The sequence below is a fragment of the Trichocoleus sp. FACHB-46 genome, from assembly GCF_014695385.1.
GTDB lineage: Bacteria > Cyanobacteriota > Cyanobacteriia > FACHB-46 > FACHB-46 > Trichocoleus.
Genome location: NZ_JACJOD010000006.1, coordinates 544,093 through 559,897 on the forward strand (window position 1 = coordinate 544,093; position 15,805 = coordinate 559,897).

Below are 15,805 nucleotides of genomic sequence, written 5' to 3' on the forward strand. Positions count from 1 at the left end.
CTAACTGCCCCAAACTTTCTTGAGGACCGTTTCTGGTGTGATGTCTGCCATCTTGCCAGTAGGAGATTTGATGCCCACGAAGCGAGTTTCTCCCGAACCGTTGGTTTGAGGGAGGAGTTTGTCAGGGTTGGTAGGCCCAAACAGCGCTAGCGTGAAGGTTTTGACGGCAACCGCGAGATGCATCGGGGCGCTGTCGGTGCAGAGCATCAGGTTAGCCGCCGCAATCATGGCTGCCAGTTTGCCAATATCACTCGGTTTGGTCACTTTTACATCTGAGACTGCTGCCTGTAGCTCAGTGACAAACTCCGCATCATCTGGCCCTTGCACCACCACAATAGGGAGATTGGGTTGCCGTTTTCGGAAATCTTGAATAATCTTTTGCCAGTTTTTCACCGGGTAAATTTTATCAATACCTTTAGCTTTAGACAGTTTGCTGGATCCACCGTGAATCAGGACATAACCACTTTCCTGAATACCTAAGCGCTTTTGCTCCGCTTCGGCCCACTCAATATCTTTTTTAGGAACATTAATGGTGATTTCGGAAGATGCCCCAGAGATGTTAAGACCTTGCAAGAGGTCATGGTACATCTGAGCGGCATACTGCTCTTGCTTCAGCGACACTGGGTTAGTTAAGAAACGAGCCCCACCCGCTGCGTAACCAACCCGCGTGGGAATGCCAGTAAGCCAAAGCAACAGCCCGATCGCCCAACGCTGACCGAGTGACAAGGCAATATCGTACTCGCGATCGCGAATGATACCGAGCAGGTTGCCCCAGTCTGCCAAACTATTGTTTTGTTTGAAGTCGAAAGGAATGATGTCGTGAACAGACTTACAGACTCTGTAAGCATCTTTGGCGCGGGGTTCCACGACAATATCAATCTGGGCATCGGGGTATGCCCGTTTTAGGTCATCGAGGGTCGGGAAGAACAGAAGTTGATCGCCGATCCCGCCAGGGACAAGGGCCAGTACTCGCATTATTAGAAGAGTTTAAGTTGACTGACGCTCCCTATTTTAGGTGAAGATATACCTAGCAAAACAATCATTCCTAACTAGTCAGTCTTGTGTACTTATTAATTCCAGCCGCCGGAATGGGTCGTCGCATGGGTAGCGATCGCAATAAATTGCTCCTGACCCTCTTAGAAAAACCTTTGCTCGCTTGGACTTTGCTGGCGGCGGAAGCGTCTCGTCACATCCAATGGATCGGCATTGTCGGCCAGCCAGAAGATTGGCCTGACTTCAAAGAAATTATTGCTAGCGTCTCGCTCACCAAGCCTGTAGAGCTGATTCAAGGCGGATCGACTCGCCAGGAATCGGTGTACAACGGCCTGCAAGCATTACCCCCAGAAGCCGATCGCGTCTTAATTCATGATGGTGCCCGCTGTTTAGCGACTCCAGAATTGCTCGATCGCTGTGCTGAAGCATTGTTAGAATGCTCCGGGTTGATTGCTGCCATCCCCGTCAAAGACACAATCAAAGTTGTGGAACCACAAACCCACTGGATCAACAGCACCCCCGAGCGCCAATTTTTGTGGGCTGCTCAGACCCCTCAAGGCTTTGATGTCGCTCAACTGAAGCAATGTCACGAAACAGGGCGATCGCAAGGTTGGGAAGTCACCGATGATGCCGCCTTGTTTGAGAAGTGCAACCTGCCTGTGCGGATTGTGCCCGGAGAAGAAACCAATTTGAAAGTGACTACTCCAGTAGATTTGGCAATCGCAGAGTTTATTCTGCGCCAACGCTTAAGCTCCTCAATTCCCACTTAAAATTTATTGCCGCTTTACTTCCAGAAAGCTGAATCCCTAAAATAACGCCAGCTTAAGGAATAGGGACGCTGTTATGAGTAAAAGATTGGCAGGTAAAGTGGCTGTGGTGACGGGTGGCTCTAAAGGTTTGGGGCAAGCCTTTGCCAAGCGACTGGCCGAAGATGGAGCTGATGTCGCGATCGCCGCCACCTCACTCGCCACCGAGACCGAAGAAATAGTTAAAGCAACAGGACAACGGGCGATCGCGCAAATTTGTGACGTTACTGATCCTGAATCTGTCGCTGAGTTTGCAGCGGTAGTGCAAGCGCAACTGGGAAAATGCGACATTCTGGTCAACAACGCAGGCATTTATCCCTTTCATGCTTTTGATGAGATGAGCTTTGAAGATTGGCGCAAAGTGCTAGCTGTAAGCTTGGATGGCACATTCCTCATGTGCAAAGCCTTTATTCCAGGCATGAAAGAGCGTCAGTTTGGCCGCATTATTAACCTCACTTCCACCGCTAATTGGCTAGTGATTCCCAACCTGGCTCACTACAACGCCGCCAAAATGGGTGTGATCGGCTTAACCAGAGCCTTAGCCACCGAAATGGGAGAATTTGGCATTACCGTCAACGCAGTTGCTCCAGGCTTAGTCCGCACAGGCACCACAGAAGCAGGACCACAACTGCATATGTTTGACCCGATCGCCCAGATGCAAGCAATCAAACGAACTGCTGTCCCCGACGAGATCGTTGGTGCTGTCTCATTTCTCGCCTGCCAGGATGCCGCCTTGATCACCGGACAAACCCTAGCGATCGATGGTGGCTTAGTGCGGTTGTGAATTTAAGGATGAAAGGTGAGGAGTGAGAAGTCAGAGAAAAAAGACTCGAAACACTCACCGTCAGCTTCGTTTGGAGGGGGTCTGGGGGACGCAACCGTCCCTCAGCGGGAGTTTGAGGGCAGGTGCCCTCAAGGGATCGGATTTACCAAATTGAGCTTTACTCAAAATCCAAGCGATCGCCAACAGACATGCTAGAACTGACTGGACGACCTAGCTGTGCAATTGACTCATGCGCCTCCTGAATAAACTGATTGGTCTGGCTCTAGTTTTAGTTGGAGTCTACTTCCTCGGTCAAAACATCATTTTCACCACCCGGATATCACCTTACTGGTGGCGAGACATTCCAGCCGCAGGTTCAGTAATTTCCATAGCCAGCGGTATCGGCATATTAGTTTTGGGAAGTCGCAGTATTCGCCAGACAGGATGGTTGTTCGTGGGTCTAGGGATTCTTCTAGTATTTATGAGCGGCGGAGTAGTGTTGCGGCCTACCAGCCTGTGGACACTATTTTTATGCTTGCTCTGTTTAGGTGGGGGTTCTAAATTAATCACCACAGGCCGAATTTAGCGATCGCCCAACTCAAGTTCCAGTTGCGGTTGAGTCAGCAGTTGACGTTGGCATCACCCAAGACTCACTCGGCAAAAACTTAATCGGAGTCCCCGCAATCATCGCTTCGATTTCACCCTTAATCACCTCATCCGCCAAAAAGTTGGCCGTGAGTAAGAACTTGAGAATTTGAAACGATCGCGTGTTGGTTTGAAAATAACCGCCATGCACATCCAGCTTTTTGATGCTAAACAAAAATAGTGTTGTGTTGATCAGGTCAATCAGCAGACCATTAAACCGATTCAGCGAAAAAGCTACCGCATTCACGCCACCCGTTCCTTGGTCACCCCGCATCTCCGAGCAATCTAGATAGTTGAACTTGCGGAACAGCTCATAAGACGAAGTTGGTTGCACCGCCCGTTCCGAATGCACCATGATGCGAATGTAAGGCCGATACTGGATACTGCCGCTGACCCGAATCGGCTTCAGGTACAGATTGCCCAACCGCATCCCCGCCATCTGAATACTCGGCTCACTAAACCAGTTGCTCACCGTAGACAGATAGCGCAACACAATATCGCGATCGCTCGACATCAAATAAATTCGCCGACAGCGCCGCATCGCCGATCGCACATAATTGTTGCGGCCCTCTCGCATAAATTCCAAGGGAATATCTGGTGAGGCCAAAATCAACGTGTCTAAGCGCAGATGCTCGCCAATGCTGTCGGCTTCCTCACCCACTGGGCTGCTGGGGTCAGGCAGTAAGCTACCTTGGTCATCTTTGCCAAAGCGATCGGACAAAATTCGCAGCACAGTGACCACCAAAAGCCCACCCATGCTGTGACCGATGAGATTGAGGCTGAGTTGGCGATCGCTTGTGGTTGGTGCATTTGTCTCTATTGCCTGAGGCGAATTAGATGCGCTCTTGGCGAGGTTGCTTAAGGCTCGGTCCAACCGCCAGAAAAACTCAGCTAAATCTGGCGCGCCATAGTGAATCGCTCGATAGCGATCGCGCAAGTATACTACAACTCGCAAGAGCAGAAATACAATCGTCCACAACAGAAATATGGTGGGCACAATCCAGTACCACTGCACCGCCAAATCGACGGTGTCCACAAAATCGGTCCACTCCCATACTTGAGCAACGCCAGGTAGCAACCCCAGCAACTTCAGTACTGGAATGCCGAACAGCTTCAAAAAAATGTAGAGCAGCGTGCCAAAAATTCCCGCAATCCCGCTCACCACAAATAAAAACTTGAAAACAATGCCGAGATGGCTGCGGTAGTCAGCCCACAAACCAGGACTAGTCACAGGCTGTTCGCTCGGCCATTGGTAGCCGATGTAAAAGTGGTCGTCCTGTAGCGTTCGGGCGTGGGTCGCGGGGTCAGGACGGTTTAGCTCGTCGGCTTCATTGGTAAACGATTCGTAAAAACCTGAAGCAGGGCTGGAATAGCCATGAGTTCTAAGGCTAATCCGCTTAGCATCACGCTCCTGAACGATCCGAGCGAATTCATCGACGTTGAACAGAGGCCGAAATCGGTGTGAAGGAGGCAGTTGGCGATCGACCTCTAGCGAAACCGGAGCGGTACTCGTCACCAAAAAAGTATTAGGATGCTCAAGATCGGCGTAAACCTCAAAGTTGCGGCTAATTGCTTGAGAAAACTGGCGCAACTTCCAACAGTTGAGCGTTTCCGTCACAAACTCAACATTCACTTTGCGATGAAAGTCAGGATACTTCTCTGGGCTGCATAAGCTCTGCAAAACTTCGGCGATCGCTGTTTCCGAGCCTAACCCCGCATAAGTTGGCAAGTGCTCTGCTGTCGTGGCTGGCGGATGGGGAGGTGTAGGATAAGCCAGCTGAACAATCCGCGCTTTAGTCCACCAGTCAGAAAATGGGGCCGCATTGCGCGTAATGGATTCTAGCCAACAACAATCATTCTGAATGGTTTCAGCAGATTTTCCTTCCCACGAGAACGGTAGACTGTCGAAAAAGCGCCGAGTAACCATAAGCAATTTCAAACTGAGGATCAGTAAACAGGTCGAAGGTCAATAAATCCGAGTGAATTGGCAAATTCTAAACTTCGGACTTGACTTAACGCCTGAAAATAACTAATCCTTCACAGTTCTCAATTCCGGTTAGGGCTGTTGAGCTTGATTTTGAGATTCAGCATCTTGACGAGTAAAAGCTAAGTGCGATTTAGATTCGCCAGTCGTCAAGCTGACCCAGCCCAAGCCTTCACTAGTGCCTACCCACACTTTGTTGCCCGTGTCAGGAGAGAGGGCCAAAATTTCATCAGAAGGCAAGTTAGGGATTTGACCCGCGATCGCTCCGTTGTAAGGATTGACCCGCACCAAACCCTTAGTGGTGCCAACCCAAAGACTCCCCACTTTATCGAACTGTACCGATATGACATTGCGACCCCGTAGCTGAGTCACCGATCGCAGTACTTGGCCAGTCCTAGGGTCAACTTCGAGCAGCGCATTAGGAGTGCCAGCCCACAAAGTTCCTCTAGGACCCAGCGTCAAAGCTTGAACTGTGGTTCCGGGCACATCCGGCTGTTGTCTGAGGATAAAGCCATTGGCAGTATTGATCTGCACCAAACCTTCTAAAGTGCCCACCCACAGTTGCCCTTGCGGGTCGAGGCTTAAAGCATTGGCACTCACCCCTGGCAAATCTTTCACGGTGGTCATCAGCAGCCCTTGGTCAGGGCTAATCAGTGCCAAACCGCGATCGGTCCCCACCCACAAATAACCCCGGCGATCGGTTAGCAGCGACAAGACCCGGTTAGAAGGTAGGGAGAAATTTTGGGCGGTCGTTTCATTGCTCCGGGGGTCAACGCGCAACAGACCTGTATAAGTTCCTACCCAAATCCGTCCCACTTTGTCTTGGGCCAAGGCTCCAATGGTGTAGTTTGGCAGTTTAATTCGCGCCAAAATGTTGCCTGTGTTGGGGTTAATCCGGGCTAAACCCTGCCAAGACCCCACCCACAAACTGCCTGTAGAGCCTGCCTGTAAGGCAGGCACCCGGAAATCTGCTCCCAGGGTTTCAGTTTCTTGTGATTGACGATCGCTAGGTAGCGGCCTCACGCGGAGGGGTGGCGCTTCTCTGGGGTAAACGGGCGCGCTACCTCCAACTGCTGATTGAGCCAAGGTACGGCTAGCTAGCCCGTTAAATTGACCAATTACCCCCGGCAAACCTAGCCATAGCAATGTGGCACCAAAAATCACACCAATATGAGTTCGCAAAGCTGCCATGACAAAGCTCCTACCGTGGGAAGTAAGCAGTGAAATAATAGACGTTAAATGAGAGGCTCTTAACCCAGTAAGTGTATGAGTTTTAGAGCGCGATCGCGCCTTAATTATCTAGGAATAGAGAATTTCGACCCACCCTACTATAAGCCTTAGGGACAGCCGAGTTGAGTCCCTAGAACTAGAACAGTTGAGGCTGAATAGCATCTTGTGCATCAGCATACCCCGCTAGTTCCTGAATCAGTCAGGAATTCGGCAAAAAATGTTCCGAATTTAGAGCGATCGCCAGCTACGAGATGCAAATAAATTCAGAGTTAAAAATTGCTTGGCCGTGAAAAAAACATAGGCTTGATGAGTAGGCGATCGTAAGTCCCCCTCCTCTGGATACGACTTGATGAATTTATCTAATACTTCCCTGAGATTCTTGATCCCCAATTTATTTTCAATTGAACTCTACATGCATAAAATGGCAAGTTTTCAAATGAACTTAATTTAAGAAAACGACGAATTTATGCGGTTCTACTCCTGTTTGAATTGAGATCCATCAAGAAAAATATGTAACTTTTACTTTTAAGATCTTTCTATAAGTAAAAAATATAAGTGAGTAAAGAATGTTTAAGGTTTAGCTTATTGAATTCCTGATATATTTTGTTTGAGCTTACCGATGGGCACAGAGTGAACCAGGTAAAAGGTGGGGTCGCACCAGCTTAGTGAAGCTTTGGCAATGTCAAGTTCATAGGCAAAGGTACCTACGCACAGTATTCAGACTTGGTTAGAGAAGTATCTTTATAGTCTCAATTTGGTCTGGATGCACTCAGTTAATCGATGTAAGTTGAGTGATTCCTAGGAAGGGAAAGTATGTCATATTCGCAAAGTAAGACTCAGACAAAAACTGGGTATCAGGCTGGTGTTAAAGATTATCGCCTGACCTATTACACCCCAGACTACACACCCAAAGATACAGACGTGTTGGCTGCTTTCCGGGTAACTCCTCAGCCTGGCGTTCCTCCCGAAGAAGCTGGCGCGGCTGTAGCTGCTGAGTCTTCCACAGGTACTTGGACCACTGTATGGACCGACTTGCTGACCGACCTCGATCGCTACAAGGGTCGTTGCTACGATATCGAGCCCGTTCCTGGTGAAGACAACCAGTACTTCTGCTACGTCGCTTACCCTCTCGACCTGTTCGAAGAAGGTTCTGTGACCAACATGTTGACCTCGATTGTAGGTAACGTGTTTGGTTTCAAAGCACTCCGGGCTCTGCGTCTTGAAGACATGCGGATTCCTGTTGCTTACTTGAAGACCTTCCAAGGTCCTCCCCACGGGATTCAAGTTGAGCGCGACAAACTGAACAAGTACGGTCGTCCTCTGTTGGGTTGCACCATCAAGCCTAAGCTTGGTTTGTCTGCTAAGAACTACGGTCGTGCCGTTTACGAGTGTCTACGTGGTGGTCTCGACTTCACCAAAGACGACGAAAACATCAACTCTCAGCCTTTCATGCGCTGGCGCGATCGCTTCCTGTTCGTTCAAGAAGCAATTGAAAAAGCTCAAGCTGAAACTGGCGAGATCAAGGGTCACTACCTCAACGTGACTGCTCCTACCTGTGAGCAAATGATGCAGCGGGCTGAATTCGCCAAAGAAATCGGCACCCCCATCATCATGCATGACTACCTCACTGGTGGTTTCACTGCAAACACCACCCTGGCTCGCTGGTGCCGTGATAATGGAGTTCTGCTCCATATTCACCGTGCTATGCACGCGGTTATTGACCGTCAGAAGAACCACGGTATTCACTTCCGCGTTTTGGCGAAGTGCTTACGGATGTCCGGTGGTGACCACCTGCACTCCGGTACCGTTGTAGGTAAGCTCGAAGGTGAAAAAGCGATCACCATGGGCTTCGTTGACCTGATGCGTGAGAACTACGTGGAGCAAGACCGCTCTCGTGGTATTTTCTTCACCCAAGACTGGGCTTCCATGCCTGGTGTAATGCCTGTGGCTTCTGGTGGTATCCATATTTGGCACATGCCAGCGCTGGTAGAAATCTTTGGTGATGACTCCTGCTTGCAGTTCGGTGGTGGTACCCTCGGTCACCCCTGGGGTAACGCACCTGGTGCAACCGCTAACCGCGTGGCTTTGGAAGCTTGTATCCAAGCTCGTAACGAAGGTCGCAACTTGATGCGTGAAGGCGGCGACGTCATCCGTGAAGCTTGCAAGTGGAGCCCTGAATTGGCGACCGCCTGCGAACTCTGGAAAGAAATCAAGTTCGAATTCGAGGCAATGGACACTCTCTAAGGCTGAAGGAAATACAAAGGATGAAGGCAAACTTCATCCTTCATCCCTCATCCTTCATCTGTTTCCATTGGCTGGGGTCGTTGCATGGATATCAAAAGAATTGCCAAAGATACAACGAAGGTGCTAGTTAGCTACCTGACTTACCAGGCAATGCGAACAGTCCTAGCTCAATTAAGTGAAACGAATCCGCCATTAGCCCTTTGGTTGCATCGCTTCTCTGGTCAAGGCACCATCCAAGACGGAGAACTATACCTCAAAGCGCTCCTGAAAGAAAATCAGGAACTGGCATTTCGCATCATGACCGTAAGAGAGCATCTAGCGGAGTCAGTAACCGAATTTCTACCCGAAATGGCGCGTGCTGACATTAAGCAGGCCAACGTTGAGCACCGGCGTCAACAGCTGGAGCGAATGAGCCAGCTCACCACGACTGATGCTCCCCCCCAGCCTGAACCTGTCCAAGATTCTGAATCTAATCTGGATAACCTCCCGGGTTAGCAGTGAGATTTAGTCCACGTAAACGTAAGAAATAGCAACAGGACCCATGAGAACTCTACCCAAAGAGCGTCGTTACGAAACCTTATCCTATCTTCCCCCTCTGTCTGACGCTCAAATCACCAGACAACTCCAGTACATCCTCGACCAAGGCTACATTCCCGCTGTAGAGTTCAGCGAAGATTCCGATCCTGAGCAGCACTACTGGACTTTGTGGAAGTTGCCTCTGTTTGGTGCATCTAGCACTCAAGAAGTTCTCAGTGAAGTACGCGCTTGCCGCTCTGAGTACTCTAATTCCTACATCCGTGTTGTGGGTTTCGACAACATCAAGCAGTGCCAAGTGCTAAGCTTCATCGTTCACAAGCCCAACACCAACCGCTACTAAGCTTGTATCTACCAAGTAAGCCAGGACGTTTGTTTACCTGTGCTTAATATCAACCTAGTGCAATCACTCTCCTAGGTGAAAGTCTGGAGGGGTAGAAGACTCTACCTCTCCTTATTTTTTGGATTATTTAAGATTCTTTGCGCCATTTAGCGATCGCGTTTGTCAGAAAAACTTAACATTAGTTTTAGGCCCAGCAGTTTACCTCCCCCAACGTCATGAGCTACTACATCTCGCCTCGCTTCCTGGATAAGCTAGCTGTTCATATCACAAAAAACTTTCTCGATTTACCCAACGTCCGAGTTCCCTTGCTTTTAGGCATCCACGGTCGTAAAGGCGAAGGGAAATCTTTTCAGTGCGAGTTAGTTTTCGAGCGCCTGGGAGTCGAAGTTGTCCATATGTCGGCGGGCGAGTTAGAGAGTCCAGATGCGGGAGATCCGGCTCGCCTAATCCGCCTGAGATACCGAGAAGCTGCCGAGTTGGTGCGGACGCGAGGCAAAATGACCGTGCTGATGATCAACGACTTAGACGCTGGAGCTGGGCGACTTGATCAAGGGACGCAGTACACCGTAAACACCCAGTTGGTGAACGGCACCTTAATGAATATTGCCGACAACCCTACCAACGTCCAACTACCTGGCAGTTACGACTCGACCCCATTGCACCGTGTGCCGATCATTATCACAGGAAATGACTTGTCAACTTTATACGCCCCCCTGATCCGGGACGGGCGGATGGATAAGTTCTATTGGGAGCCGAATCGAGACGACAAAATTGGCATTGTCCGTGGCATTTTTGAAGCAGATGCGATTCAGCAGCAAAACATTGAACAGCTGGTTGATCACTTTATTAATCAATCCGTCGATTTCTTTGGAGCGCTTCGGTCTCGGCTCTACGATGAACAGGTGTTGAACTTCATTAAAGATGTCGGGTACGATCGCGTCTCCCTCAGGGTGGTTAATAGCGGCGATCGCCCCCCCGAATTCCACAGACCTGACTTTAGCTTGCCGCATCTAATTGAAGTCGGTGAATTTATGGTGCAGGAGCAGCAACGGGTGCAGCAAATGCGCTTGTCAGAAGAATACAATCGCAACTTGCGGCTAGGATTCCATCGGGCCAATGAAGAGGAATCTCGCCCGGCTCCCCAACCTCGCCCTGAACAGCAGAGCGCTCCTCCTCAGCCTGCCAATGGCAACCGTTCCAAAAGCGTTAACCAGGAATCTAACCAACGTCCACAGCCTATGGCACAGCAAACCCACTCTACGAGCGCCAAGTTAAATGTTGAGGCGGCAGACCAGGTACAGCAAATTTTGGCTCAAGGCTACCGCTTGGGCATTGAATTTGTGGATGAGCGTCGCTTCCGTACTAACTCCTGGCAATCCTACCCTGCGATTCAAGGCCATGAGTCAGAGGCGATCGCAGCGTTAGAAGCCTGTTTAGCAGAGCATAGTAATGACTACGTTCGGGTAGTTGGCATTGATCCCAAAGCCAAGCGCCGCATGATGGAAACGGTAGTTCAACGCCCAAATGGCAAATCGAGTTAATAATTTGAGTTGCTAGATAGAAAAATTGACGTAACTCGGGCTATAATGATGATCGACTCGGACCCACGCGGCCATAACGCCCAAATCTTGTCAGGACCGGAAGGTAGCAGCAATACGGGATGCTTATAGCAGGCGTGGTCTCCGGGTCTCCTTTGTTTTAAAGGGTACTTACAAACTGCCAGGGGCGATCGCTACATATTACGCTTACCTGAGCTTATAGAGTTTTTCATTTAACAAGCTAAGCTAGCAAGCCAGGCCGTATAGCTATGGGCAGTGATTTCGATTTCTGCTTATCCTAGAAGCATCTGCTTCCAGAGTCTGGATGCTAGAAGTGAAATATAGCAAAACTTCTGGCATGGCTCACTACAATTAAACTCTTAAACTGCTAAGGAGCTGTGGTTGATATGGCTGGATTTGGTGATCTTGTCCAAAAAGCGTTTTACCTAGGAGTCGGACTGGCCTCCTATGCAGGCGAGAAAGCAGGCGGCAAGCTAGGGGAACTACGGGTACAAGCCCAAAAACTAGCAGATGAACTCGTGGCTAAGGGCGAGATGAGCACAGAAGAAGCCCGTCGATTTGTTGACGATATGGTGAATCGAGCCCAGCAACCTGGAGCAACTCCCGCTCCAGAGCCAACAAGCTCGGAACCGCGACGGATCGAAATTCTCTCAGATGATGAAGAGCCAACTAAGGCTGAAACGCAAAATGTAGACAATTTGCGCCAGCAAGTGATGGATTTGCAAGAGGAACTACGGCGGCTAGAGCGAGAGTAGTTGCTGTGTGTAAACAGAATGCTACGGAGTCATCTATCTAAGTTATGATTTTTGATCAGTCTCCCTCACCAATTGCTAAAGCTGAAGTTGGTAGATGGGGGTTTCATCCAGTATGTTGGCGCTGACTACAGACAAGCTCGGCGCAGTCCCCGCTCTCGCTTGCAGATAAGCAACAAATTTATGGAAGATTGGTCAAAAGATTTCTTTACTAGCTTCGAATTAGTAGCTGATGAAGTAGAGCTGTTTTTTTTAGAGGTAAAGCGAGATATTGATGATGCGATTGATATCTTTGCCAAGCTCTCAGAGGAAATCGTAGAACAAGTACAAGGCACGATTTTTAGTGAAGTTGACCAGCGACTTGATGAGCTGACCAGCTCGTTCCTAGAGCTATATTTTGGGTTGGAGAGTTCCGACATAGAATCGATGGAGCCTTTGTTCTACAACGTAGAGCCAATTATCACTAAACATCCTGCTTGCATGGGATGTAGCCATTATCATGGACAAATTTATGGCGGTAATCCCCTAGTCTGTGGCATGCATCCATATGGAGTAGAGACAGAGAAATGCTCTGACTGGGAATCGTTCTAGGGGTTCACTATCTCTACAGCTGAAATCTCAGCGGGATAATAAAGGGAAAAAGTGCCCTACAGGGCCTTGCCCTTGCCCAATATTTAGGGAATGAGTCAAGGCTGTAGTGACGTAATCTTTAGCCATCTTGGTAGCAGATAGTAAATCTTTGCCGTCTGCTAGATTGGCGGCGATCGCAGCTGAGAGAGTGCAGCCAGTGCCGTGGGTGTTTTTTGTGTCAACACTAGAAGTGGTCAAAGTTTCTAGATGCTGGCCATCAAACCAGACATCAACCCCTCGCAGTTCGCCAGCCATGCCCCCGCCTTTGACCAATACTGCTTTAGCTCCTAGCTGATAAATCCGTTGAGCCGCTGCTTGCATGTCATCGAGTGTGACGATTGTCAGACCGCTTAAAAGTTGAGCCTCGTAGCGATTGGGGGTGACGATCACAGCTTGGGGAATTAAGGCATCTCTTAAGGTGGCGATCGCCGAGTCATCGATCAACTGTGCTCCAGTCCGAGACACCATGACTGGATCGACGACCAAATTCTGCAGTCGCAAAAGCTGCACCTGCTGTGCCACCGCTGCGATAATTTCTTGGTTCAGCAGCATCCCCGTCTTAGTCGCTTGCACCCTGATGTCTTGCACCACCGCTTCTATCTGAGCCACGACAGCCGCAGCAGGCAACGCATCAACGCGATTGACTCCTAAAGTATTTTGGGCCGTGATACAAGTGAGCGCACTAGTGCCATGCACTTGATGAAAGGCAAAAGTGCGTAAGTCAGCCTGAATTCCTGCCCCACCACCGCTATCAGAACCCGCGATCGTCAGTGCCACAGGAATCCGTGAATTCCCTGTCAGGGTCATATTAAATCAATCCAAAGTGACGAACTGAAATATCACTGCCTAAGGGCACTCAACTCTTGAGCGAGTCTTTAACGAGTTGGGGGTCTCTCTCTTCTTCTTTGAAGAAACTCAGGAATGTCTGGTTCACCAGGTCTATTTCTCGGTTCGTTGACTGGCGTTTGAGGAGCCTGAGGCGTAATCGGAGGGGTGACACCTCGGCGCAGTGGCGCGACTCTAGCGGGTTGAGCTGCGGGTTGAGCCTCACCCGTAAAACCTGTGGCAATGACCGTGATCCGAATTTCTCCCTGCATGCGCTCGTCGATGACTGCCCCAAAGATGATATTGGCATTGGGATCAACGACTTCATAGATGATTTCGGCAGCAGCATTGACTTCATGGAGCGTTAAGTCAGTGCCGCCCGTGATATTGAAGACTACCCCTTTAGCTCCATCAATGGAGGATTCCAGAAGGGGTGATGAAATAGCTGCCATCGCGGCTTCTCTCGCCCGTGACTTGCCAGAACCAATGCCGATTCCCATCAATGCAGAGCCTGCATCAGCCATCACGGCTCGTACGTCTGCAAAATCCACGTTAACCAAACCAGGGATGGTAATGATGTCCGAAATTCCCTGCACCCCTTGGCGCAAAATATCATCGGCGACTCGGAATGCCTCTTGAACCGGAGTCTGCTCGGAGATCACTGACAATAATTTGTCGTTGGGAATAACGATCAGGGTGTCTACTCGGCTTTGTAGGGCTGCGATGCCTTCATCTGCTTGGCTGGTGCGTCGTCGGCCTTCAAAGGTAAACGGACGAGTGACGACTCCTACCGTTAAAGCGCCAACTTCCTTAGCAATCTCAGCCACAATCGGAGCTGCGCCAGTTCCGGTGCCCCCGCCCATGCCAGCGGTGATGAACACTAAGTCAGAATTTTCTAGGGCTGCTGCAATTTCATCGCGGGACTCTTCCGCTGCTTTCTGCCCGATCGCTGGATTACCACCTGCACCTAGACCACGAGTCAATTTTTGGCCAACTTGTAAATGCTTGGGAGCCATTGCCTGAGCTAGAGCTTGAGCATCCGTATTAACGGACCAAAACTCAACTCCTGATACGTCGCTGGCAATCATGCGATTGACTGCGTTGCCACCCCCTCCACCAACGCCAATTACTTTGATTTTGGCAACACTACTGGGGACAATCCCATCCATCCGAGATTCTTCTAGCACAACTTTTGCGTCGCGAGATTGATTAAACCGAACTGTAGAGTTGCTAAACGGGTTTTTGGCAGTATCTGCCACTGAGAAAGAGGATTGCTCTTCTGCGTGGGAGCCTTCGGTGATAGAGCCCAATTTACTATTAGATGTACTATTAGATGTCATTGGATCGGGGATGGCTTATAAACAACTTTTTAATTCTGGGCAGCGCTGGGCAACTCTAGTTAACTATAGGGTAAGTCGATTGAAAAACCAATGATAGCATTAGGCTCCCACCCATCTTTAATCTGATTTGATCTGACTGATCAGCAGCATTCCTAAAGATAGTTATCGCTGACTTATTACCTACAGGTGGCAAGCTCAATCAGTACTATCCGTATTAGATTTTACCGAGTTATTGGCCTTCTGCATTTGAATTGAGGGAGCATCTGGATTTTGTAGATCAACATAAGCAACTTGCTTGGGATTCAGCTTGTCTGAGAGTTTTCGTAGCTGATCCATCGCTTGGATTTGCTCAGCAAATCTAGAACTATAAGAGCCGAAATGAAAGATTCCTAACTCAGTTTTAAGGACTATATTGCTTGGGTCACGCCAGTCAATTTCTGTGACTTTAACAGGGCTTTGGCTAACTGATTGATACAGCTCAGCCCACTGCGATCGCTTCTGTTCTTGATAGCCAACAATTTTGAGAGTTGGCAACTGGAACGATTGATCAAAGGAAGTATAGCTCTCAATGGGAATCCAGACACCATTCGCATCCAGAAATCCCACATTTGAGAGACCTATTGCTGGTTTTGTCTCTTTGTCTTTAACAGCTTCAGCGTTAGGGAGATCGGAGATCATGGCGACGGGATAGCGTTCTTTGACCTGCACAATCAGTCTGGGGGGGAATAGCTGACGTGCTACAGTGGCGTCCTCGATCGGCGCTTTTGATTCTAGCTGGGCTGCGATCGCTTGAGGTTCAAGTTGCAGCAACGATTGAGGATAAGCCATTGGCAATAAAGACTGAATGGCTTGAGACGAGAGAAACCGATTACCTGCGATCGCAACTTGTTCGGGTTGGCGAATCACCCAACCTGGCAAGGTGATCACCCAAGCGAGTCCTCCCGCCAGACCGCTGACTGCTATAGTGCGCCAACTGGTTTGCAAGGCTTTCAAGCGTCGTTCTTGGCGGAGCTTCTGGCGTCTTTGCGCGAGTTCGTTTTGAGAGACTGCTGAAATACTAGTCATCGGCACCTCTCAATTCGCAAAATGAAGAGTATGTAGGGACGGGGGAAGATGCATAAGTTTGCGAGTGCAGCGAGGAATGGGCAATTGGGTGA

General features: G+C 49.5%; 15 protein-coding genes and 1 other RNA gene. 10 read left to right on the top strand and 6 right to left on the bottom strand.

What is annotated here, in order from left to right; genetic code table 11:
* Positions 1-975, bottom strand: a complete 975-nt coding sequence (locus H6F72_RS02725; protein ID WP_190431578.1) for a glycosyltransferase family 9 protein — start codon at positions 973-975, stop codon at positions 1-3.
* 86 nt (positions 976-1,061) lie between these two features.
* Between H6F72_RS02725 and ispD the strand changes: the two genes are divergently transcribed.
* From ispD to H6F72_RS02740, 3 genes are all read left to right on the top strand, one after another.
* On the top strand, positions 1,062-1,763 hold the full coding sequence (gene ispD, locus H6F72_RS02730) for a 2-C-methyl-D-erythritol 4-phosphate cytidylyltransferase (RefSeq protein WP_190431580.1): 702 nt from the start codon (positions 1,062-1,064) through the stop codon (positions 1,761-1,763).
* 73 nt (positions 1,764-1,836) lie between these two features.
* On the top strand, positions 1,837-2,583 hold the full coding sequence (locus H6F72_RS02735) for an SDR family NAD(P)-dependent oxidoreductase (protein WP_190431581.1): 747 nt from the start codon (positions 1,837-1,839) through the stop codon (positions 2,581-2,583).
* A gap of 229 nt (positions 2,584-2,812) precedes the next feature.
* On the top strand, positions 2,813-3,148 hold the full coding sequence (locus tag H6F72_RS02740) for a hypothetical protein (RefSeq protein WP_190431583.1): 336 nt from the start codon (positions 2,813-2,815) through the stop codon (positions 3,146-3,148).
* A gap of 12 nt (positions 3,149-3,160) precedes the next feature.
* Here the strand turns inward: H6F72_RS02740 and H6F72_RS02745 are convergent, their stop codons facing one another.
* On the bottom strand, positions 3,161-5,134 hold the full coding sequence (locus tag H6F72_RS02745) for an alpha/beta hydrolase (protein ID WP_190431585.1): 1,974 nt from the start codon (positions 5,132-5,134) through the stop codon (positions 3,161-3,163).
* A 129-nt stretch (positions 5,135-5,263) separates the two neighbouring features.
* On the bottom strand, positions 5,264-6,382 hold the full coding sequence (locus H6F72_RS02750) for a two-component regulator propeller domain-containing protein (RefSeq protein ID WP_190431586.1): 1,119 nt from the start codon (positions 6,380-6,382) through the stop codon (positions 5,264-5,266).
* Between the two features lie 852 nt (positions 6,383-7,234).
* Here H6F72_RS02750 and H6F72_RS02755 point away from each other — a divergent pair.
* The 7 genes from H6F72_RS02755 to H6F72_RS02785 all read left to right on the top strand — a co-directional run bounded on the left by H6F72_RS02755 (position 7,235) and on the right by H6F72_RS02785 (position 12,444).
* Complete coding sequence (locus H6F72_RS02755) at positions 7,235-8,665, top strand: form I ribulose bisphosphate carboxylase large subunit (RefSeq protein WP_190431588.1); 1,431 nt, start codon at positions 7,235-7,237, stop codon at positions 8,663-8,665.
* Between the two features lie 84 nt (positions 8,666-8,749).
* The gene (locus H6F72_RS02760) at positions 8,750-9,160 is read left to right on the top strand and encodes a chaperonin family protein RbcX (protein WP_190431590.1); all 411 of its coding nucleotides are present in this window, start codon (positions 8,750-8,752) and stop codon (positions 9,158-9,160) included.
* 46 nt (positions 9,161-9,206) lie between these two features.
* A complete protein-coding gene (locus tag H6F72_RS02765) occupies positions 9,207-9,542 on the top strand; it encodes a ribulose bisphosphate carboxylase small subunit (protein ID WP_190431591.1) in 336 nt (111 codons plus the stop codon).
* A gap of 215 nt (positions 9,543-9,757) precedes the next feature.
* Positions 9,758-11,083 carry a ribulose bisphosphate carboxylase small subunit gene (locus H6F72_RS02770; RefSeq protein WP_190431593.1) on the top strand — a complete coding sequence of 442 codons (1,326 nt, stop codon included), beginning with the start codon at positions 9,758-9,760 and terminating at the stop codon, positions 11,081-11,083.
* Between the two features lie 54 nt (positions 11,084-11,137).
* An RNA gene (ffs, locus tag H6F72_RS02775) (signal recognition particle sRNA small type) lies at positions 11,138-11,234 on the top strand.
* Positions 11,235-11,487: 253 nt separating this feature from the next.
* A complete protein-coding gene (locus H6F72_RS02780; protein ID WP_190431595.1) occupies positions 11,488-11,856 on the top strand; it encodes a phasin family protein in 369 nt (122 codons plus the stop codon).
* 180 nt (positions 11,857-12,036) lie between these two features.
* On the top strand, positions 12,037-12,444 hold the full coding sequence (locus H6F72_RS02785) for a hypothetical protein (RefSeq protein WP_190431598.1): 408 nt from the start codon (positions 12,037-12,039) through the stop codon (positions 12,442-12,444).
* Between the two features lie 27 nt (positions 12,445-12,471).
* Here H6F72_RS02785 and thiD read toward each other — a convergent pair whose 3' ends face one another.
* From thiD to H6F72_RS02800, 3 genes are all read right to left on the bottom strand, one after another.
* Positions 12,472-13,290 (bottom strand): bifunctional hydroxymethylpyrimidine kinase/phosphomethylpyrimidine kinase, encoded by an 819-nt coding sequence (gene thiD / locus H6F72_RS02790; protein WP_190431600.1) that lies wholly within the window; start codon positions 13,288-13,290, stop codon positions 12,472-12,474.
* 68 nt (positions 13,291-13,358) lie between these two features.
* Positions 13,359-14,477 carry a cell division protein FtsZ gene (gene ftsZ / locus H6F72_RS02795; RefSeq protein WP_242016763.1) on the bottom strand — a complete coding sequence of 373 codons (1,119 nt, stop codon included), beginning with the start codon at positions 14,475-14,477 and terminating at the stop codon, positions 13,359-13,361.
* Positions 14,478-14,843: 366 nt separating this feature from the next.
* Positions 14,844-15,713: a cell division protein FtsQ/DivIB gene (locus H6F72_RS02800; RefSeq protein ID WP_190431603.1), complete on the bottom strand. Its 870-nt coding sequence runs from the start codon at positions 15,711-15,713 to the stop codon at positions 14,844-14,846.
* Positions 15,714-15,805 lie beyond the last annotated feature (92 nt).